The sequence below is a fragment of the Oceanicola sp. 502str15 genome, from assembly GCF_024105635.1.
Classification (GTDB): Bacteria; Pseudomonadota; Alphaproteobacteria; order Rhodobacterales; family Rhodobacteraceae; genus Vannielia.
The window spans coordinates 706,503-725,475 of record NZ_WYDQ01000001.1; the positions used below are offsets into that span (position 1 = coordinate 706,503).

An 18,973-nucleotide genomic window follows, 5' to 3' on the forward strand; every position below is an offset into this window, starting at 1 on the left:
CGAGGCAGATAATGACCCATACGATCAAGGAACTTCAGGATGTCATCGACACCTGCGAATTCGACCGCTGGCTCGGGCTGACGGTGGAGGCGGTGAGCGAGGACAGCGTGACCCTGAGCATGCCCCAGCGGCGGGAAATTCTGGGCACGCCGAAGGTCGAGCGGCTGCATGGCGGCGCGGTGGGAAGCCTGATCGACGCGGCGGGCTGTTACGTGCTGATCGCGCGCCTCAACCGGCGGCTTTCGACCATCAGCCTCGTGGTCGATTACCTGAGGCCGGCCCATGGCACGATGGTTGCGCTCGCCCGCATCGTCAAACTGGGGCGCAGGATTTGCACGACTTCTGTGGAGGTGACGGGGTCGGACGGCAAGCTGGTGGCGACCGGGCGGCTGACCGTGGTGCTTTCGGATGTCGAGGTCGGGCAGGAGCACAAGGTTGAGCGGATCGCGTAGCGGCGCGTTCTGCAAAGCTCCGTTGCCGCCTCAGGGCTGCCTGCGCCCTGTAGCAGGCGGCCCGTGCCGGGTTACACCGGGGTAGATGATCAGCCGGTATTCCAACACCGGCGCGAAGGAGAACTGAGATGGACAAGCAGCCCGATTTCGATGCGGTGGTGATCGGCGCCGGCCTGACGGGGCTTTACATGGCATATCGCCTGCGCGAGCTGGGATACAGCGTGCGCGGCATTGAGGCCTCCGACGATATCGGTGGGGTCTGGCACCAGAACCGCTATCCCGGCGCGCGCATCGACTCCGAGAGTGAGGTATACGGGTACTTCTGGAATGAAGAGCTGATGCAGGAGTTCAACTGGAGCGAGCGGTTCGCGGCCCAGCCCGAGGTGCTGAAATACATCCACCGCGCCAATGACTACATGGATATCCGAAAGGACTACATGTTCAACGCGCGGGTCGGGGGGGCGGCTTTTGACGAGGATAGCGGCCTCTGGACGATCACCTTTCAGGATGGCGGCAAGGCGCCGCTGACCGCGCGCTTCGTGTTTTCGGCGCTTGGCCCGCTTTCGGCGCCGCAGATGCCCAATGTGCCCGGCGTGCATACCTTCACGGGCACCAGCCTTCACACCGCCCAGTGGCCACGTGATCCCGATGGCTTGGGGCCGGCCAAGCTGGACCTGAAGGGCAAGCGGATCGCGGTGATCGGCACCGGCTCTTCCGGGGTGCAGGTGATACAGGAGATGGCGAAGATCGCCGGGGAGCTGACGGTTTTCCTGCGCTCGCCCAACTGGTGCACGCCGCTCGGAAACGGCCCGATGAGCGCGGAGCGGATGGCGGCGATCAAGGCGGATTACGGCAGCTTCATCGACAAGTGCGACCGTTCGATAGCCGGGTTTCCCCATGAGTTCATCGAGCGCGACATTTTCGATGTGCCCAAGGAGGAGCGCGACGCCAAGCTGGAAGAGCTTTACAACGGCCCCGGTTTCTCGCTCTGGCTCGGGGCCTATCAGGATGTGCTGATGACCCCGGAGGCCAATAAATACGTTTCCGATTTCGTGGCCGAAAAGATCCGCCAGCGGGTCAAAGACCCGGCCGTTGCGGAAAAGCTGATCCCCAAGGATCACGGCTTCGGAATGAAGCGCGTGCCGCTGGAGACCCGCTATTACGAGGTTTACAATCAAGACAACGTGTCGATCGTGGATCTCAACGAAACACCGATCACGCGGATCGAGCCAGAGGGCATCCGCACCGGCGAGGCGTTGCACGAGTTCGATGTGATCATCTATGCCACCGGGTTTGATGCGATCAAGGGATCGTGGAACCGCATCGATGTGCGGGGCAAGGGCGGGCTGAAGCTGAAGGACGAATGGGACAAGGGCGTGAAGACCTATCTGGGGCTTCAATGCGGCGGTTTTCCCAACTTCTTCACCCTGGTTGGGCCGCAGAACCCGGCGACCTTCTGCAACATCCCGCGCTGCTCGGCTGTGGTGGTCGACTGGCTGAGCGAGATGATGGAGCACGCGAGGGCAGAGGGCATCCGCCGGATCGAGCCGGAGAGCGCGGCCATCGACTCCTGGACCGGCTATTGCGACAAGCTGATGAGCCGGATGCTGCTTGGGCAGACGAACTCGTGGTTTACCGGGATCAACAAGAATATCGAGGGCCGCGACAAGCGGGAGACGCTGCTTTTTGTTGGTGGCAACCCGAAGTTTCGCCAGTATAGCGAAGACGTGCGCGATAACGGCTACCGGGGATTTCAGTTTTCCTGACATGGCGGAGCGGGCCGGCAGAGAGCGCCGGGCGGGGCACCGGGCATGCATTGGAGAAGCCCCGTGCAGGCCGGTGGGAAGCGCCGGGCCGGGCGGATTGGCGGCGGGCTCTGCATACCAGCGTTGCGACCTTTGGCGGTGATGGAGGCGGGATCGCCCGATACTGTAATGCTCACCGGGGATGCGCCGCCTCAAGTCGCGGCGCCCGGAGTCTGGGAGGACACGATATGAGACCGATCTTGCTGGCAACCTGTGCCACCTTTCTTGCCGCGCCGGCCTTTGCGCAGGCCACATCCGAGGCCTGCGCGGCCGCCGCAGGGGAGCCGCCGCTGGTGTGGTATTCTTCGCAGGATCCGTCCCGGAACGAGGCCGCCGCAGAGGCCTTTACCGCCGCCAACCCGGAGATCGAGATCGAGCATTTCCGCCTCTCGACCGGCAAGTTGGCAACGCGCTATGCCACGGAGCGGGACGCGGGCGTCATCTACGCCGATGTCATCTCGCTGGCCGATCCGGTGTTCATCGCGCAGGGCAACGCCGATGGGTGGTTTGCTCCGCTCTCCAAGGAGGAGATCCCTGCGCTGGCCGGGTTCGACGATGCGTGGCTCGAGAACAACGCGGTGACCACGAGCCTGAGCATGTTGGGTTTTGCCTATAACACCGATCAGGCGGGAGACGCTGCGCCGGTGAGCTGGGAGGACATCCTGAAGCCCGAATACAAGGGCCGGATCATCCTTGGCGATCCGCGCAACGTGCCTTCTTACATGGCGCTTTTCCGCATTCTGAAGGACAAGCTGGGAGAGGATTATCTCACGCGGCTGGCCGAGCAGGAACCGGTCCTCGTGCCCAGCGTGGTGCCCGCCACCCAGCAGCTTGCTGCCGGAGAGGTGGCGATCGTGCTGCCCAACGTGATGACCGTGGTGCGGGTGCTCAAGGAGGAGGGTGCGCCGATTGACTTTACGGCCCCCGAGCTGACCACCGGCAACGAGTTCGAGACGATGATCTCGCAGGGCGCCGACAGCCCGAATGCGGCGGTCTGTTTCCTGTCCTTCCTGCTTTCGGACGAGGGGCAGATTGCCTACAACGGGCTCACCAGCGTGTCCCCCAAGCAGGCCTACGACGAGACCGCGCCGATGCCGGGGGATTACGTCGATCCGGATATCGCCTCGATCGGGGATGACGCGCCGGAAATCGTCAGGCTTCTGAAGCTGGAATAGGATCTCACGTGCGGCAGGAAAGCATGGCAGAGGCCACCTCCGGGCTGGCCTTGGAGGTGACTGGCCTCAGGAAGACATTCCGCCGGTCCGATGGCGGGATGGTCCGGGCGATCGACGATGTGTCGCTGCGGGTCGGGCAGGGGGACTTCGTGGTGCTGCTGGGGCCGAGCGGCTGCGGCAAGACCACCTTGCTGCGGGCCGTGGCCGGGCTGGAAACGCCCGACGAGGGGCGGATTGCGGTGCCGCGCGGCCCGCTGTTCGACAGTGCCGCTGGGCTGGATCTGGCCCCGGAGCGGCGTCAGGTGGGCATGGTTTTTCAGAGCTATGCGCTTTGGCCGCACATGACGGTGGCGCGCAATGTGGCTTACCCGATGCGGATGCGCGGCGTGGCGAAAGGCGAGCGGGACCGGCGGGTTTCGGAGATCCTTCAGAAGATGCATATCGGCGATCTTGGGCCGAGCTATCCTTCAGCCATCAGCGGGGGGCAGCAGCAGCGCGTTGCACTGGCGCGGGCACTGGTGTGCGGCGATCCGTTGATCCTGTTCGACGAGCCGCTTTCGAACGTCGATGCCAAGGTGCGCGAGCACCTGCGGCTGGAGATCCTGACGATGCAGCGCGAGTTCGGCTTTACCGCGCTTTACGTCACCCATGATCAGGAAGAGGCGATGGCCCTGGCCAGCCACATTGCCGTGGTCGATGCCGGGCAGGTGGTGCAATACGGCGTTCCCGAAGAGATTTATGCGCAGCCGGCCACCTTGGATGTGGCGCGTTTCATCGGCACCGCCAACGAGCTGCCGGTGGAAATCGGCGAGGGCGGCGCGCTGACAACGCCGGCCGGGCAGGTGAGGGTTGCGGCGCCGCCGCCCGGAGGCGGTGGCAGGGATGCGATCCTGCTGAGCCGCCCCGAGCAGTGGCGCATCATGCCCCGTGGCGCGGAGGGGCTGCATGGGCGGGTGGTGTCTTCGGCCTTTCTGGGGCCGGTGATGGAACATGTGGTGCAGCTTGAAACCGCGGGTCCCGAGGTGCTGACCTTGCTGATCCGCGGCGGGGCAGTCACGCGGTTTGCTGTGGGCACCGAGGTGAGTTGCCTGATCGAGCCGGACGGGCCGATGCTGTTTGCGGCAGAGCCTGCATGACGGGCGCGGCCAGCACTGCCGCCCCTCGCAGGCGCTGGCACGGCGGCTTTACGCTGTTTGCCGGGCTGCTGTCGCTGACCATTGCGGCGATGATCCTCTATCCGCTGATAAATGTCTTCCTGACGACCTTCTTTCCGGGCGGGCGGTTTGCGGTGGAGGCGTTTCAGGCGGTGGCGGAGTCGGGGCTGGGCAGCTTGCTGGCGAATACGCTGCTGGCGGTTGGGACGGCCTCGGTGCTGGCGGTGTTCATCGGCAGCCTTTTTGCATGGCTCACGGAGCGCGGCGACCTTGGTCTGAACACGCTCGGCGCGGCGTTGCCGGTGTTGCCGCTGATGGTGCCACCGATTGCTGGTGCCATCGGCTGGGTGCTGCTGGCGGCGCCCCGGTCTGGGTTTGTGAACGCGTGGACGGCGGCGCTTCTGGAGCGCTTCGGCATGACGATGGAGGTGCCGATCATCGACATCTTTTCGATGAAGGGGCTGATCTTCGTTTATGTCATCTATCTGGTGCCGCATGTTTTTCTGACCGTCACTGCGGCGCTGCGCAATCTCGACCCCTCGCTGGAAGAGGCGGCGCGGGTTAGCGGGGCGGGGGCCTTCGCCACGCTCCGGACGGTGACGCTTCCGGCGGTGCTGCCGCAGGTGATCGCCGGGGGTATCCTCGCGTTGATCACCGGGCTGGCGCTTTTTTCGGTGCCGCTTGTGGTGGGCGGGCAGGCCGGGATCGAGGTGCTTTCGGTGCGGATCGTGCATCTGATGACGGTCTCCTATCCGCCGCGCACCGGGGAGGCGCTTATCCTCGGCATGGTCATCCTGGCTGCCATTGGCCTGTGCTGGTGGGTGCAGCGCCGGGTGCTGGCGCGGGGTGCCTTTGCGACCATCGCCGGAAAGGGCCAGCGGGTCGCGCGGGTGCGGCTTGGCGTGCTGCGCTGGCCGGCGCGGATCATGGTGGGGCTTTACGTGCTGATCGCCTCGGTCCTGCCGGTGGGGGCGCTGATCCTTGTCAGCCTGCAGGCCTTCTGGACCCCGAAGGTGATCTGGGCGCGGCTGGATCTCGACAATTACCGCGACCTCTTCGACAGCAGCTTTGTCACCGATGGGTTGCGCAACAGCCTTGCGCTTGGCATCGCAGGGGCGACGGTGGGCATGTTCATCGCGGCGGTCATTGTCTACTGGGTCGACCGCAACCGGGGCAGGCGGCGGGCGGCGCTGGTGGATGGCGTGACCAAGCTGCCGGCGGCGCTTTCGCATCTGGTGATCGGGATCGCCTTCATCGCCGCCTATGCGGGAGCACCCTTTTACCTGCATGGCACGCTGGCGATCCTGTTCATGGCCTATATCGTGCTCTACACGCCGCAGAGCACCTTCACCAGCAATGCCGCGCTTGTGCAGGTTGGCCCGAGCCTGATTGAAGCCTCGCTGGTGGCCGGGGCCGGGCTGGGGCGCAGCTTTTTCAACGTGACGCTGCCGCTGATGACGCCGGGGCTGATGGCGGGCTGGACCATGCTGTTCGTGTTGATCGCGGGCGACATCACCGCCTCGTCGATGCTGGCGGGCAGCCGGAATCCGGTAGCGGGTTTCGTGATCCTCGATTTGTGGACCAACGGGTCTTTCCCGCCGCTGGCGGCCTTCGCCACGGTGGTCACCTTTTCGATGATGGCGATCGTGCTGCTTTCGATCGTGTTGACACGGCGCTCCAGATAGAAAAGGCGCGCGGGGGTGAGCCCGCGCGCCCTGAGCGCTCCGCCCGCTGCGTGGCGACTATTCGCCAGCGGCGAGGGCGAGCGGGGCCTGCTGATCGAAGTAGGACTGGCGCTTGAAGCTTTCCACCATGAAGTCGATGAAGGTGCGGACCTTCTTGCACTGGCTGCGGCTGGGCATGAAGACCGCGTAGATGCCGTGGTTGAAGTCGTCGACCGTGACTTCGAAGTCGGTGAGGATCTCTACCAGCCGCCCGCTGCGGAGGTCTTCGCGCACCGACCAGTCGGTCATATGGCCGATGCCGACATGGCTTCGCAGCGAGCGCCGGATCATCGAGCCGTTGTCGGTGGTGAGTTGGCCCTCGGGTTCGATGACGTATTCCTCGCCGCCCGGATCGCGGAAGCGCCAGACCACCGGGTTGGCATCCATCTTGCAGACGATGCAGTTGTGCGCCTTCAACTCTTCGGGCGTGGTCGGCTCGCCGTGCATGGCAAGATACTCGGGGCTGGCGACGATAACGCGGCGCGAGTCGGCCAGCTTGCGGGCGATCAGCATGGAATCCTGAAGAACGCCGGTTCTGATGTCGACGTCGATGCCGTGCTTAAGCATGTCGATGTTATGCTCGTTGGTCATGGAAATGGAGACCGAGATTTCGGGATTTTCCTTGAGGAATAGCGGGATCAGCGGGGCCACGCAAATGTTGCCGATGGCCACGCGGGAGTGGACCTTGAGCATGCCCTTCGGCTCGGAATGCACGCCCTTGGCGTAGGCGGTGGCCTCTTCGAGATCGGCGAGAATCCGTTCGACCTTGGGCAGATAGGCCTCCCCGGCCTCGGTCAGACCGAGCTTGCGGCTGGTCTTGGCCAGTAGGTTAAAGCCGAGTTGCCGCTCGAGGCTGTCGATGCTGCGCGACACCGTTGCGGGCGATATGCCCAGTTCGCGCGCCGCCGCCGACAGGCTGCCGACTCGAACCGCTTCTGCGAAATGACGCAGGCTGTGCAATGTATCCATGTCTTCCTCCCTGGTCAGGCGGTGACGATCAGGGAGCCTGTTTCACCTGTCTCTCCCCAAGACAATTCGGTGAAGCCGCCCCCGCGCACCGCGCTTCAGAAAACCGATGAGTTTTCTATCAGAACCTATGGTTTTGCAAGTTACTCCTTATTACTCAAAAAGCAAGCGCGCATCTTGACTGCCTACGTTTCGGGCCTGCGTGGAAGGGCGTTTCGGGCCGCCGGGACAGCACGATTGGCCAGGCGGCGGGGCACGTAATGCTGCGTTGCGCAGTGCGATCTTTCTGCCGGGGGGGCAAAGTGTATCCTCGGACGAGAGAAAGATTTGGGCAGCGATGTCTGCCGGTCCGACCTTTCCGAAGGCTTCGATCTGGCTCGGTGAGCCCGGCAACCGCGTGTTTCCGGGGCCGGGCGATGCTTGTCTGAAGGTCCGCGCCGGAGCTGCGGAAAGAGGGAGCCCTTGGCTATGGCGAGAGAATTCAGCGATCCGGTGGAGAAGGTCTTCGAGGACTTCCAGCAGGGCGACGTTGTGACGACGCGGCGGCGCACGGTCGAGATGAGCGACATCCTCAACTTCGCCGCGCTGACCGGCGATTTCTACCCGCTCCATATTGACGCCGTCTCCTGTGCGGAGGGGCGCTTCAAGTCGCGGGTCGCGCACGGGCCGCTGACCTTTTCGTTGGCCGTCGGGCTGGTGGGGATGACCGGCTACTACGGCGACGCGATCGTGGCGCTGAAGGAGATTTCCGAGCTTCGCGCGACCGCCCCGGTGCTGCCGGGCGACACCTTGCATGTGCGTGCGGTGGTGGAGCTGGCCGATGGAAGCAAGAGCGACAAGGCGGGGCTGATCGCGGTTCGCTACGCCGTCATCAACCAACGCGACGAGCAGGTCATGAGCTTTTTGCAGACCATGCTCGCCAAGAAGAAAACTGCCTGAGGAGACAGCCAAATATGAGTACCGAGACATTGCCCAAGCTCTCCACCGACAAGCGTTCGCCGAACGATCCGGTGTTTGTCGGGGTCGGAGAAATCCCGTCCGGGCGTTACCCGGATCGCTCGTTTATCGGTGATCTGACCGAAGTGGCGCATCGTGCCATCAAGGACGCCGGGATGACGCGGGACGATATCGACACCATCCTGCTGATCCCCTGTCTGCATTCCTTTGCCGATCAGGCCGATCTGATCTTTTCGCGGATGGTCGAGGAGTTGGGGCTTTCGCGCAAGGCGAAGGCGAGCATGATGGCCCATTCCGGCGGCTCGACCAGCGACAACGCGGTGCGGATCGCCTCGGGGCTGATCGCATCGGGACATGCGCGCAACGTGCTGGTGCTTCAAGCGGAGCGCTGGGGGTCGGCCGATCTGACCGAGATGGTGACGATGCTCACGCTCAACGGCATTCCGCAGGAGTGGGAGCAGCCCTCGGGGATCACCTTCAACGCCATCGGCGCGATGATCCACCAGCGTTACATGGAGGTCTCGGGGTCGACGCCGGAGGACATGGCTTCGGTTTGCGTGACCCTGCGCGACTGGGCGAATCTGAACCCCAACGCGATGTATCGAGACCGCAAGCTGACGATCGAGGAGATCATCGCTTCCAAGATGGTTTGCGATCCGCTGCACGCCAAGGAGTGCCCGATGCTCGCCGATGGCGGCGCGGCCTTCGTGATGACCACCGCCGAGAATGCCGCCAAGCACAGCGACAGCTGGGTGCGGATCAATGCCTCGGGCGGCTGTGTGAGCCATTACAGCCTCGGGCAGGAAGTCGACGCGGCCACGCTGGGTTGGAAGGTGGCGGCAGACCGCGCCTACACCCATGCCGACTGGGGGCCAGAAGAAGCCGATTTCGCCCAGATCTACGACAGCTATGCCGCGGTGACGACGATCGGGCTCGAGGGCTTGGGCCTTGTGCCGCCGGGCGAGGGGGCACGGTTTTGCCGGGCCGGTCATGCCTCACCAGGGGGCAAGCTGCCGATCAACACCAACGGCGGGCTGCTCTCGGCCGGTCATACCGGCGTGGGCGGCGGGATGGCGCTGCTGGTCGAAGGCATCCGTCAGTTGCTGCATCGCGCCGATGCGCCGCGACAGGTCGAGAACGCCCGCCGGGGCATCATCGGCGGATCGGGCGGCAGCTACATGGACGCCCAGGTGCTTCTGCTGGAGCGGATCGAGAAGGGAGAGATTCAATGAGCGCTATCGTCGAGGGATTTCGCGAGGGACTGAGCAAGGGAGAGCTGCGCATTCAGACCTGCCAGGCCTGCGGAACGCATATGATGTATCCCCGTCACCGCTGCATTTCCTGCGGCTCAGATGATCTTGGGTGGACGGTATCGAGCGGCAAGGGTGTGCTGCACACCTTCACCATCGTGCGCGCCGTGCCGCCCGCCGGTTTCGAGGACGAGCTGCCCTATGGGCTTGGCGTGGTGAAACTGGAGGAAGGCGTGCAGCTGATGGGCCGTTTGGCGCCGGATGCCGCGACAGGAGACTGGGACAAATACGCCTGCGATGCGCCGGTGGAATTTGCGCCCGAGCCCCCCGCGGGCGGCAAGGAACGTCCGGTCGCATGGTTCGCCCTTGCCGATACGTGAACACCCCATGCGTCCGGGGCGGCCCGGCCGCCGCGGGCCCATGACAGAGGAGAGGCAGCAATGCGCGAGATAATCATCGCAGGCACCGGCATGACCCGGTTCGGCAAGACGCCGGGCCTTGGCTTGCGGAAGCTGGCGACAGCTTCTGCCGGCGAGGCGTTGAAGGACGCCGGGTTGGAGGTGTCGGATATCGACCGGATCTACTTCGGCAATGCGGCGGGCGCGACCGTGACGCGGCAGGACATGGTGCGTGGTCAGGTGGCGTTCCGGCATGATCCGCTGAACGCGGTGCCGGTGATCAATGTCGAGAATGCCTGCGCCTCGGGCAGCAGCGCGGTGATGCTGGGGATCGAGGCGATCCGGGCGGGCTCGGCGGATGTGGTTCTGGCGCTTGGCGCGGAGCAGCTTTCGCACGAGATCCGCGAGCGCTCGGTGCAGGCGTTGCGTGGGTCGATGGACATTGCGGAGATCGGCGAGGAAGACGCCGCCACATCGGCGCCGGGACAATCGGCACTGATGGAGTGCTACGCCGAGGAAGGCCGCGACTACATGGCCGAATACGGCGCAACGGCGGAGGATTTTGCCCGGGTTGCGGTGAAGAACCGCCGCCATGGCGAGTTGAACCCGAGGGCGCATTTCCAGACTTCGCAGAGCATGGAGGATGTGCTTGGCGCGCGCGCCATTGCGCCGCCGCTGACGCTGTCTATGTGCTCGCCGATCACCGATGGCTCGGCCGCGCTCGTGCTGTGTTCGGCCGAATTTGCCAAGGCGCGCGGGATTGCCGGGATCAGGGTGCTGGCGAGCCATATCGCGCCCGGACGCGGGCAGGGATCCAGCCCGCTGGGCGATGCGACACGGCTTGCCTATGAGACCGCCGGGCTGGGGCCGGACGACATGCAGCTTGTCGAGTTGCATGACGCCGCCGCCCCTGCGGAGCTGATCCAATATGAGGATCTCCAGCTTTGTGGTCCGGGTGAGGGCATCCGGCTGATCCGCGACGGTGCCACGCAGCTTGGCGCGCGCTGCCCGGTCAACCTCAGCGGCGGGCTGATGAGCCGGGGGCATCCGCTGGGCGCCACCGGATGCGCGCAGCTCTTCGAGATCTGCGAGCACCTGCGGGACCGGGCTGGCGGGCGGCAGGTGGAGGGCGCGCGCGTGGGGCTGGCGGCCAATGCCGGCGGCTGGATTGGCGGCACCTATGCGGTGGGCGTTTCGACAATTCTGGCAGCGGGTTAGCGGGGCAGGGCGATGGAACGCAGCGAGATGGAAACGGCCATTCTGGAAAGTCCCGCCGAGGGGGTGGCCCGGCTCACGTTGAACCGGCCGGAGCGCGGCAACGCGGTGGTGCCGGAGCTTGTGCGCGATCTGATGGCGGCCCTCGACAGGGTGGAGGCCGACACCGAGGTGCGCGTGCTCATCGTCACCGGCGCAGGCCGCAACTTCTGCGCCGGGGCTGACCTTCCTGGGATGCAGGCCTATGTCGAGAACGATCTGCCCCGTCTCGAAGAGCCTTATAATGCGCGGCTGCTCCATCCGCTCACCCAGCGGCTTGCCGGGCTGAGCCTGCCGACGCTGGCGGCGGTGAACGGGGCTGCGACGGCGGGCGGGTTTGACCTGAGCCTTGCCTGCGACATGCGCCTTGCGGGCACTTCGACCCGGTTTGGCGAGACTTACATCAACCTCGGTCTCGCGCCGGGCAATGGTGGCGCGTGGTTTCTGCCTCGGCTCGTGGGCAGCGCCCTTGCCGCGGAGCTGGCCTTTACCGGCGATCTGATCACTGCCGAACAGGCGCTGGAGTGGCGGATCGTGAACCGCGTGGTCCCAGATGACAGGCTTCAGGATGAAGCTCTGGCGCTGGCCTCGCGCCTCGCGAGCAAGCCGCGCAAGGCGCTGATGGCGACCAAGCAGCTGCTGCGCGCCAGCTGGCAGAGCGATCTGCCGGGGGCGCTGAACATGAGCTACTGGGCCACCCACACGCTGCAATACAGCGCCGACTTCCGCGAGGGGGTCGACGCTGCGATCGAAAAACGCACACCGCGATACAATCGTCCGGAAACGGAACGCGGCAGCTGAAACGTCAGGAGAGAGCAATGGATTTCCGTTTCACCGATGAGCATCGCATGTGGCGCGACACGCTGGACCGCTTCATGGAAAACGAAGTTGGCCGCGAATACACCCGCGAGAAGGAAGCTGCGCGGGAGTTTCCCGAGGAGGCCTATCGCAAGGTTGCGGAGCAGGGCTGGCTTGGCCTGCTCGTGCCCGAAGAACTGGGCGGGCTGGAGCTTGACCCGGTGATGTATGCGATCTTCGTGGAGGCGATCTCGAAGTTCAGTCTGGATTTTACCGCCTGTTTCATCACCTCGATGTTCACGCTTCAGAATATCGCGACCAATGGCACCAAGGAACAGAAGGAAAAATACGTGCCGGGGTTTCTGGCGGGCGATCTGCGTTTCAGCGTGTCGATCAGCGAGCCCGGAGCCGGGTCGGATGCGGCCTCGGTGCGCACCAAGGCGGTGCGCGAAGGCGACGAGTGGGTAATCAACGGCAACAAGATCTGGTGCTCGGGGGCGCATCATCCGAACACGACCATCGTTCTGCTCGCCCGCACCGGAGAGGACCGTTATGGCGGGATGACCACGATCCTGCTGCCCAATGACACCAAGGGCATCGACATGAAGAAGATGCCGACGATGGTGCGCAAGAGCCTCGGGACCACCGAATATTTCCTGACCGATGTGCGCGTGCCTGTCACCAACACGCTGGGCAAGGAGGGCGAGGGCTGGAAGATCATCGGTAGCCATCTTCAGCTCGAGCGGATGAGTCTTGCGGCCTCCTATGTGGGCAACGCCCGCACCGCGTTGGATGACACCATCAAATACACCAAGGAGCGCACCCAGTTCGGCAAGCCGCTTTCCTCCTTCCAGGTCCTCAAGCACCGGATGGCGCAGAACGAGGCGGAACTCTCGGCGGCGCGGCTGCTGGTTTACGATGCCGCGACCCGGCTGGCGCGGGGAGAGAACGCGCTCAAGGAGGTGTCGATGGCCAAGGTTCTGGCCGCCGAAACCGCCTTCAACATCGCCTTCAACGGAATGCAGGCGTTGGGCGGCTACGCGCAATTGGCGGAGTATGACATGGAGCGATACTTCCGCGAGGCCAAGCACGGCATGGTTGGCGGGGGAACGCAGGAGATCCAGCGGACCATCATTGCCAAGGAAATGGGCCTTTAGGGGCTGCGTGCGGCGCCTTCGGGCGCCGCAGCAAACCGCCTGCCGGGGCTTTCGAGGCATAATGTTGCAACGGTGCATTGCCGTTGCAGGGCTTGAGTGAACCCCCTCGGAGGCCGATCCTGAGAAGCGAGCATGCGCGCCCGCGAAATGCACGAGGCGGCAGGCCCCGGCGAAAACGCCGAAGCGCCCGGACCGGGGCCGGGCGGTGCACAGGGAGATGATCGTATGACACTGACAGAGATTTCGCCCTTTTCTGCCGAGGACCTCGAGGTGATCGGCGCGGGGTTGAACCGGCCCGAATGCGTTTTGGCGGCCAGCGATGGCAGGCTCTATTCGGGTGACTGGACACTGGGCATCGCCGAGGTGGCGCCGGACGGAACGGTTGCGCCCGCGATCGAGGCCGATCTGATCGGGCAGGGTTTTTTACCCAATGGCATTGCGATGACCGGGGAGGGCGAGTTTCTGTTTGCCAATCTCGGCGCAGCGGGGGGCGTCTGGCGCGTTGGCCGTCGCGGCGAGGCGGTGGCCGTGGCGCGCGAGGTTGAGGGCCGCCCGATCCCGCCGGCGAACTTTGTGCTGATCGACGGCGCGCGCATATGGATCACGGTGAGCGCCTCGTCGCGCAACCACAGCTTTTTCACCGCCGAGGAGACCACCGGGCAGATCCTGCTGCTGGAGGACGGCGTGGTGCGGGTGATGGCCGAAGGGCTGACATGGACCAACGAGTTGAGGATCTCGCCGGATGGGCGGCATCTGTATGTCAACGAGACCTTCGCCTGCCGGACGACCCGCTATGACCTTGGCGCCGATGGCAGCCTGTCGAACCCGCATCGCACGAACTATCCCAAAGGGGTCTTCCCCGATGGGCTGGCTTTTGATGCAGAGGGCGGGCTGTGGTCGGCCTGCGTGGTGTCCAACCGGCTGATCCGGCTCGGCCCGGACGGCGAATGGAAGGTGATCTTTGAAGACCTATCGCCCGATTTCGACAGGATCGCGGAGGCCCATGCGCAGGGTCGCATGACCCGCGACATGATCGTGGAGGCGAAGGGCCAGCGGGCGGCGAACTTCTCGAGCCTCGCCTTCGGGGGCAGCGATCTGAAGACCCTCTATATCGGGGGGCTCGGCCTGAGCGGGATCATGGCGCTGAAGGTGCCGGTAGCGGGCTACCCGATGGCGCATTGGTCCTGAGTCGAAGATGCACGCGCTCCACATATCCACAAAGGAAGGCCACCATGTCTCACTTTCCGCTTGAGGGCCTTCTGGTCGTGGATCTCACGCAGATCTACAACGGCCCCTATTGCACCTACCTGTTGGCGCTGAACGGCGCGACGGTGATCAAGATTGAACCGCCGGGCGGGGAATCGTTGCGGCGACGCGGCGTGGTCGGGGGCGCCGGGCTGCCCTTTGCGATGCTGAACGGGGCCAAGAAATCGCTCGCGCTCGATCTCAAGAGCGAAGAGGGGCGCAAGGCCTTTCTGGAGCTGATCGGCAAGGCGGACGTGTTGGTGGAGAACTTCTCGCCCGGCACGATGGACCGGCTGGGGCTTGGCTATGACCGGCTGAAGGCGTTGAACCCGAGGTTGATCTACGCCGCCAGTTCGGGCTTCGGCAGCACCGGCCCCTACAAGAAATATCCGGCGATGGACCTCACGGTGCAGGCCATTTCCGGGGTTATGGAAACCACCGGCTTCGCCGATCGCCCGCCGGTCAAGGCCGGGCCGGCGCTCTGCGACTTCTTTGCCGGCATCCATCTGCATTCGGCAGTGATGACGGCGCTCTTTGACCGCGAGAAGACTGGCACCGCCCGGCGCGTGGAGGTTGCGATGCAGGATGCGGTTTATGCCTCGCTCAGTTCCAGTCTGGGGCTGTGGTGGGGTGGGCATGGCGGCAAGGACGCGCCGCCGCGCACCGGAAACCGCCATGCCGGAATGGCCGAGGCGCCCTATAACGTGTACCCCGCATCGGATGGCTGGGTGGCGATCATCTGCGTTGGTGAGGTGCATTGGCAGCGGCTGAGCACCCTGATGGGAAAGCCCGAGCTTCAGGAGGATGCGCGCTTTGGCGATCTGGCGGCGCGGGTGGCGCATATCGACGAGGTGGATGCCATCGTTGGCGAATGGACGCGGACGCGCACGAAGCAGGAGATTTTCGCGGCGCTGATGGAGGCCGGTGTGCCCGGCGCCCCGGTGCGCAACCTCGATGAGGTGGTGCATGACGAGAACATGCACGCGCGGGGTGCGCTTCAGCATCAGGACCACCCGGAATATGGCGAGATCATCGTGCAGCAATCGCCGATGCGCTTTGACGGGCTCACCCCGATGACGATTCCGCCGAGCCGCAGACTGGGTGAAGACACCTACGAGGTGCTTGGCGCGATGACCTCGCTGTCGCAGGACGAGATTGCCGTGATCCTCGGGCGCGCCGAGGGCGCGAAAGGCGGGACCTCCAATGCCAAGGTTTGAGACAGCGAGGTTTCTGTGCTCACGGTAAGCAACCTTCAGGTGATGTACGGGAGAGCCGTTCAGGGCGTTCGCGATGTTTCGTTGGAGGTCGGGGCCAATCAGATCGTTGCGCTTCTGGGGCCGAACGGTGCCGGAAAATCAACGGTTCTCAAGGCATTGTCTGGCGTTCTTGAACCGGAGGACGGCAAGATCATCGGCGGGGATATCCGGCTTGAGGGCCGCTCGATTGCCGAACTGCCACCCGAGGCCATCGTCGAGGCGGGGGTGGTGCAGGTGCCTGAGGGGCGGCAGCTTTTCATCGACCTGACGGTGGCCGAGAATCTGCTGGTCGGCGGTCACAGGCGGCCCAAGGGCGAGCTGCGGGGCGCTGTCGAAGAGATATATGACCGCTTCCCGGTGCTGCGAGAGCGGCGCAATGTGGCGGCAGGGTTCCTGTCGGGCGGCGAGCAGCAGATGGTGGCGCTCGGGCGGGCCCTGATTGCGCGGCCTCGGTTGCTGGTTCTGGACGAGCCCTCGCTGGGGCTTGCGCCGCAGATCGTGGCGAGGATTTTCGAAACGCTGGTGGAGCTGCGGCGGGATCAGGGCATTTCGGTGCTGGTGATCGAGCAGAACGCGCGGGTTGCGCTCAACATCGCGGACCGCGGCTACGTTGTGGAAGGTGGGCGCGTGGTGATGGATGGCACCGCCGCCGCACTGCTCGAGAACGACGACATCAAGCATTTCTATCTTGGCCTCTCGGATGGCGGGCGGTCACGCGATTTTCGCAACATCAAGCATTACAAGCGCCGCAAGAGGTGGCTGTCATGAGCGCGCTGCTGGAGGTCACCGGGCTGACCAAGCGTTTTGGCGGGCTGACTGCCGTATCCGACATGGCGCTGCGTGTCGAAGAGGGGCAGATCGTGGGGCTTATCGGCCCGAACGGCGCCGGAAAGACGACCTGTATCAACCTGATTTCCCGCGTTTTGCGCCCCAGTGAGGGAGACATTCGATTTGCCGGGAAAGACCTGCTCAAGTGCCCTGCGCATGGTGTGACCGGCCTTGGGCTTGCCCGCACCTTTCAGAACCTTGCGTTGTTTCACAGCGGAACGGTGGTGGAAAACATCCTCGTCGGGCGGCACGGGCTGATGCAATCTTCGGTGCTCGGTTCGGCTTTTTACACCCGGAAGACACGGGCGGAAGAGATTGCGCACCGCGAGGCGGTGGAGCGGATCGTGGATTTTCTGGAGATCGAGCAAATTCGCGATGCGGTCGTGGGGAGCCTGCCCTACGGGCTGCAAAAGCGGGTGGAACTGGGCCGGGCACTGGCAACCGAGGCGCGGTTGCTGCTGATCGACGAGATGGTTTCGGGGATGAACCTTGAGGAAACCGAGGATATCGCCCGTTTCCTGCTGGATGCGCGGGCCGAGTTTGGCACTTCGATCCTGATGGTCGAGCATGATCTTGGCATGGTGATGGGCCTGTCGGACCGGGTTTATGTGATGAACTTCGGCGCCTTGCTCGCCGAGGGCACTCCGGCAGAGGTTTCTGCCGACCCGCGTGTGATCGAGGCCTATGTCGGCGCAGAGGAGATGACGGCATGAGGGTATCGCGCCGGCCAAACGCCACCGCCGAGACGCTGCCCGGCCTGATGCTGGAGTGGGCGCAGAGATGCCCCGACGCCGTCGCCATGCGCGAGAAGGATTTCGGGATCTGGAACCCGGTAACCTGGGCGGAGTATCGCGAGCGGATCGAAGCCTTCGCGCTTGGCCTGAAAGACCTCGGTTTCGGGGAGCAGGATGCGCTGGCCATTGCCGGGGAGAATGTGCCCGAGTGGCTGGTCGCCGACCTCGCCGTGCAGGCGCTCCGGGGCAAGGTGGTGGGAATCTATCCCACAAACCCTTGGCCCGAGCTGCGTTATATCGTGGAGCATTCCGGGTCGCGGGTGATCGTTTGCACCGATCAGGAGCAGGTCGACAAGGTGCTGGACGCAGAAGAGGCGGAAGGCGCGCTGGAGCAGTTGACGCATATTCTGTGCATCGACATGCGGGGGTTGCGGGACTACCCGCACGGGCGCTTGAAGTCCTTCGAGGAAGTCGTTGAGCGCGGTCGAAAAATTCGCGCCGAGGACCAAGGTGCACCGACGCTGGACGCCATGATCGCGCAGGTGCGGCCCGATGACGTTTGCGTGGTGGTTTACACCTCGGGCACGACGGGCAAGCCGAAGGGCGCCATGCTCACGCAGGCCAATCTGGTGGCTGCGGGGCGGTCTCTTGTCGGGCTCTACGGGCTCGACAACACGAATTACAAGGTGCTGTGCTACCTGCCGCTGTGCCATGTCGCGGAGCGGGTTTATTCGATCGTGTTTCACCTGCTGACCGGCGGTGAGGTCAATTTTGCCGAGTCGCTTGAGACAGTGAACGAAAACCTGCGGGAGATCGCGCCGACGGTCTTTCTCGGGGTGCCGCGGATCTGGGAGAAGTTGCAGGCCGGGGCTTTGATCAAGTTGCAGGAGGCGCGGGCGCCGCAACCGGCGATCTTTGATTGGGCCTTCCGCCTTGGATCGCGGTTGCTGGAGCAGGAGGAAACAACGGGTGCAACGCTGCGCATCCGGGTGCTGCGCAAATTGTTGCATCTGGTGGTGTTCCGGAATGTGCAGCTCGAAATGGGCCTGAGCCGCTCGCGCTACAGGTTTTGCGGCGGCGCGACCGTTTCTCCCGAGACGCTCCGGTTCTTCGCGGTCATCGGCCTGCCGGTTTGGCAGTGTTTCGGGATGACGGAGACCTCGGGGATCGTGTTTTCGCAGACCGATGAGCGGCATGAGAACGGCTGTTCCGGCCTGCCGCTGGAGGGCGTGGAATACCGGGTGGCCGAGGATGGCGAGATATTGATCCGCTCCGCGACCGTCTTCGCGGGCTACCTGCACGACGAGGTCGCGACGGCGGATGTGTTTGACGGCGAGTGGTTCAGGACCGGCGATATCGTGGAGTTCTCGCAAGGTGGCGAGTTGCGGGTGATCGACCGCAAGAAGGCGATCATCATCACCTCGGGCGGCAAGAACATCGCGCCCTCCGAGATCGAGAACGCGCTGAAGGAGTCGCTGTTCATTCACGAGGCCATCGTGGTGGGCGAGGGGCGCAACTTTCTGGGCGGCCTGATCCAGATCGATATCGAGACGGTCGGCAAATGGGCGCAGCAACAGGGGCTGGCCTATACCAATTACAAGGATCTCGCGGGCAAACTGGAAGTGCGGGAGTTGATCGGCAAGATCGTGGACGAGGTCAACGCTCGCTTTGCGCGGGTCGAGAACATCCGGAAGTTCGTGCTGCTCGACAAGCAGCTTGACCACGATGACGGCGAGGTGACGGCGACCCAGAAGGTGCGCCGCAATATCATCGAGACCCGCTTTGCCCGCGAGCTCGAAGAAATCTACGGAGCGGCCTGA

At 64.3% G+C, this 18,973-nt stretch carries 17 protein-coding genes; 16 read left to right on the top strand and 1 reads right to left on the bottom strand.

The window, feature by feature from the left end; genetic code table 11:
• The first annotated feature begins 11 nt into the window (after nucleotides 1-11).
• The 5 genes from GTH22_RS03335 (at nucleotide 12) to GTH22_RS03355 (ending at nucleotide 6,271) form a co-directional block, all read left to right on the top strand.
• Nucleotides 12-452, top strand: coding sequence for a PaaI family thioesterase (locus GTH22_RS03335; protein WP_252943179.1), 441 nt, complete (start codon nucleotides 12-14; stop codon nucleotides 450-452).
• A gap of 128 nt (nucleotides 453-580) precedes the next feature.
• Nucleotides 581-2,218, top strand: coding sequence for an NAD(P)/FAD-dependent oxidoreductase (locus tag GTH22_RS03340; RefSeq protein WP_252943180.1), 1,638 nt, complete (start codon nucleotides 581-583; stop codon nucleotides 2,216-2,218).
• A gap of 227 nt (nucleotides 2,219-2,445) precedes the next feature.
• Nucleotides 2,446-3,432: an extracellular solute-binding protein gene (locus GTH22_RS03345; protein WP_252943181.1), complete on the top strand. Its 987-nt coding sequence runs from the start codon at nucleotides 2,446-2,448 to the stop codon at nucleotides 3,430-3,432.
• A 23-nt stretch (nucleotides 3,433-3,455) separates the two neighbouring features.
• Nucleotides 3,456-4,568 carry an ABC transporter ATP-binding protein gene (locus GTH22_RS03350; RefSeq protein WP_252943182.1) on the top strand — a complete coding sequence of 371 codons (1,113 nt, stop codon included), beginning with the start codon at nucleotides 3,456-3,458 and terminating at the stop codon, nucleotides 4,566-4,568.
• On the top strand, nucleotides 4,565-6,271 hold the full coding sequence (locus GTH22_RS03355; RefSeq protein WP_252943183.1) for an iron ABC transporter permease: 1,707 nt from the start codon (nucleotides 4,565-4,567) through the stop codon (nucleotides 6,269-6,271). The genes GTH22_RS03350 and GTH22_RS03355 overlap by 4 nt, the downstream gene beginning before the upstream one ends.
• Before the next feature lie 57 nt (nucleotides 6,272-6,328).
• Here GTH22_RS03355 and GTH22_RS03360 read toward each other — a convergent pair whose 3' ends face one another.
• Nucleotides 6,329-7,279 carry a LysR family transcriptional regulator gene (locus tag GTH22_RS03360; RefSeq protein WP_252943184.1) on the bottom strand — a complete coding sequence of 317 codons (951 nt, stop codon included), beginning with the start codon at nucleotides 7,277-7,279 and terminating at the stop codon, nucleotides 6,329-6,331.
• Nucleotides 7,280-7,744: 465 nt separating this feature from the next.
• Between GTH22_RS03360 and GTH22_RS03365 the strand changes: the two genes are divergently transcribed.
• The 11 genes from GTH22_RS03365 to GTH22_RS03415 all read left to right on the top strand — a co-directional run bounded on the left by GTH22_RS03365 (nucleotide 7,745) and on the right by GTH22_RS03415 (nucleotide 18,973).
• Nucleotides 7,745-8,215: a MaoC/PaaZ C-terminal domain-containing protein gene (locus tag GTH22_RS03365; protein ID WP_252943185.1), complete on the top strand. Its 471-nt coding sequence runs from the start codon at nucleotides 7,745-7,747 to the stop codon at nucleotides 8,213-8,215.
• A gap of 14 nt (nucleotides 8,216-8,229) precedes the next feature.
• Nucleotides 8,230-9,465 carry a thiolase family protein gene (locus GTH22_RS03370; protein WP_252943186.1) on the top strand — a complete coding sequence of 412 codons (1,236 nt, stop codon included), beginning with the start codon at nucleotides 8,230-8,232 and terminating at the stop codon, nucleotides 9,463-9,465.
• Nucleotides 9,462-9,863 carry a Zn-ribbon domain-containing OB-fold protein gene (locus GTH22_RS03375; RefSeq protein ID WP_252943187.1) on the top strand — a complete coding sequence of 134 codons (402 nt, stop codon included), beginning with the start codon at nucleotides 9,462-9,464 and terminating at the stop codon, nucleotides 9,861-9,863. Before GTH22_RS03370 ends, GTH22_RS03375 begins: the two co-directional genes overlap by 4 nt.
• 60 nt (nucleotides 9,864-9,923) lie before the next feature.
• Entirely contained in the window at nucleotides 9,924-11,099 is a 1,176-nt protein-coding gene (locus tag GTH22_RS03380; RefSeq protein WP_252943188.1) for a thiolase family protein, read from the top strand.
• A gap of 12 nt (nucleotides 11,100-11,111) precedes the next feature.
• On the top strand, nucleotides 11,112-11,936 hold the full coding sequence (locus GTH22_RS03385) for an enoyl-CoA hydratase/isomerase family protein (RefSeq protein ID WP_252943190.1): 825 nt from the start codon (nucleotides 11,112-11,114) through the stop codon (nucleotides 11,934-11,936).
• Between the two features lie 17 nt (nucleotides 11,937-11,953).
• A complete protein-coding gene (locus tag GTH22_RS03390; protein ID WP_252943192.1) occupies nucleotides 11,954-13,090 on the top strand; it encodes an acyl-CoA dehydrogenase family protein in 1,137 nt (378 codons plus the stop codon).
• Between the two features lie 225 nt (nucleotides 13,091-13,315).
• Nucleotides 13,316-14,278 (top strand): SMP-30/gluconolactonase/LRE family protein, encoded by a 963-nt coding sequence (locus GTH22_RS03395; protein ID WP_252943194.1) that lies wholly within the window; start codon nucleotides 13,316-13,318, stop codon nucleotides 14,276-14,278.
• 44 nt (nucleotides 14,279-14,322) lie between these two features.
• Nucleotides 14,323-15,552 (top strand): CaiB/BaiF CoA-transferase family protein, encoded by a 1,230-nt coding sequence (locus GTH22_RS03400; protein WP_252943196.1) that lies wholly within the window; start codon nucleotides 14,323-14,325, stop codon nucleotides 15,550-15,552.
• 42 nt (nucleotides 15,553-15,594) lie between these two features.
• Nucleotides 15,595-16,359 carry an ABC transporter ATP-binding protein gene (locus tag GTH22_RS03405; RefSeq protein ID WP_252943198.1) on the top strand — a complete coding sequence of 255 codons (765 nt, stop codon included), beginning with the start codon at nucleotides 15,595-15,597 and terminating at the stop codon, nucleotides 16,357-16,359.
• A complete protein-coding gene (locus GTH22_RS03410; RefSeq protein WP_252943199.1) occupies nucleotides 16,356-17,132 on the top strand; it encodes an ABC transporter ATP-binding protein in 777 nt (258 codons plus the stop codon). Before GTH22_RS03405 ends, GTH22_RS03410 begins: the two co-directional genes overlap by 4 nt.
• Complete coding sequence (locus tag GTH22_RS03415) at nucleotides 17,129-18,973, top strand: long-chain fatty acid--CoA ligase (RefSeq protein WP_252943200.1); 1,845 nt, start codon at nucleotides 17,129-17,131, stop codon at nucleotides 18,971-18,973. Before GTH22_RS03410 ends, GTH22_RS03415 begins: the two co-directional genes overlap by 4 nt.

What these genes read in the sequence shown, in the direction of transcription:
- GTH22_RS03400 (WP_252943196.1), top strand. Translation starts at nt 14,323, where the DNA reads ATGTCTCACTTTCCGCTTGAGGGCCTTCTGGTCGTGGATCTCACGCAG.
- GTH22_RS03395 (WP_252943194.1), top strand. Translation starts at nt 13,316, where the DNA reads ATGACACTGACAGAGATTTCGCCCTTTTCTGCCGAGGACCTCGAGGTG.
- GTH22_RS03380 (WP_252943188.1), top strand. Translation starts at nt 9,924, where the DNA reads ATGCGCGAGATAATCATCGCAGGCACCGGCATGACCCGGTTCGGCAAG.
- GTH22_RS03405 (WP_252943198.1), top strand. Translation starts at nt 15,595, where the DNA reads ATGTACGGGAGAGCCGTTCAGGGCGTTCGCGATGTTTCGTTGGAGGTC.
- GTH22_RS03335 (WP_252943179.1), top strand. Translation starts at nt 12, where the DNA reads ATGACCCATACGATCAAGGAACTTCAGGATGTCATCGACACCTGCGAA.
- GTH22_RS03355 (WP_252943183.1), top strand. Translation starts at nt 4,565, where the DNA reads ATGACGGGCGCGGCCAGCACTGCCGCCCCTCGCAGGCGCTGGCACGGC.
- GTH22_RS03370 (WP_252943186.1), top strand. Translation starts at nt 8,230, where the DNA reads ATGAGTACCGAGACATTGCCCAAGCTCTCCACCGACAAGCGTTCGCCG.
- GTH22_RS03375 (WP_252943187.1), top strand. Translation starts at nt 9,462, where the DNA reads ATGAGCGCTATCGTCGAGGGATTTCGCGAGGGACTGAGCAAGGGAGAG.
- GTH22_RS03415 (WP_252943200.1), top strand. Translation starts at nt 17,129, where the DNA reads ATGAGGGTATCGCGCCGGCCAAACGCCACCGCCGAGACGCTGCCCGGC.
- GTH22_RS03350 (WP_252943182.1), top strand. Translation starts at nt 3,456, where the DNA reads ATGGCAGAGGCCACCTCCGGGCTGGCCTTGGAGGTGACTGGCCTCAGG.
- GTH22_RS03340 (WP_252943180.1), top strand. Translation starts at nt 581, where the DNA reads ATGGACAAGCAGCCCGATTTCGATGCGGTGGTGATCGGCGCCGGCCTG.
- GTH22_RS03410 (WP_252943199.1), top strand. Translation starts at nt 16,356, where the DNA reads ATGAGCGCGCTGCTGGAGGTCACCGGGCTGACCAAGCGTTTTGGCGGG.
- GTH22_RS03365 (WP_252943185.1), top strand. Translation starts at nt 7,745, where the DNA reads ATGGCGAGAGAATTCAGCGATCCGGTGGAGAAGGTCTTCGAGGACTTC.
- GTH22_RS03360 (WP_252943184.1), bottom strand. Translation starts at nt 7,279, where the DNA reads ATGGATACATTGCACAGCCTGCGTCATTTCGCAGAAGCGGTTCGAGTC.
- GTH22_RS03390 (WP_252943192.1), top strand. Translation starts at nt 11,954, where the DNA reads ATGGATTTCCGTTTCACCGATGAGCATCGCATGTGGCGCGACACGCTG.
- GTH22_RS03345 (WP_252943181.1), top strand. Translation starts at nt 2,446, where the DNA reads ATGAGACCGATCTTGCTGGCAACCTGTGCCACCTTTCTTGCCGCGCCG.
- GTH22_RS03385 (WP_252943190.1), top strand. Translation starts at nt 11,112, where the DNA reads ATGGAACGCAGCGAGATGGAAACGGCCATTCTGGAAAGTCCCGCCGAG.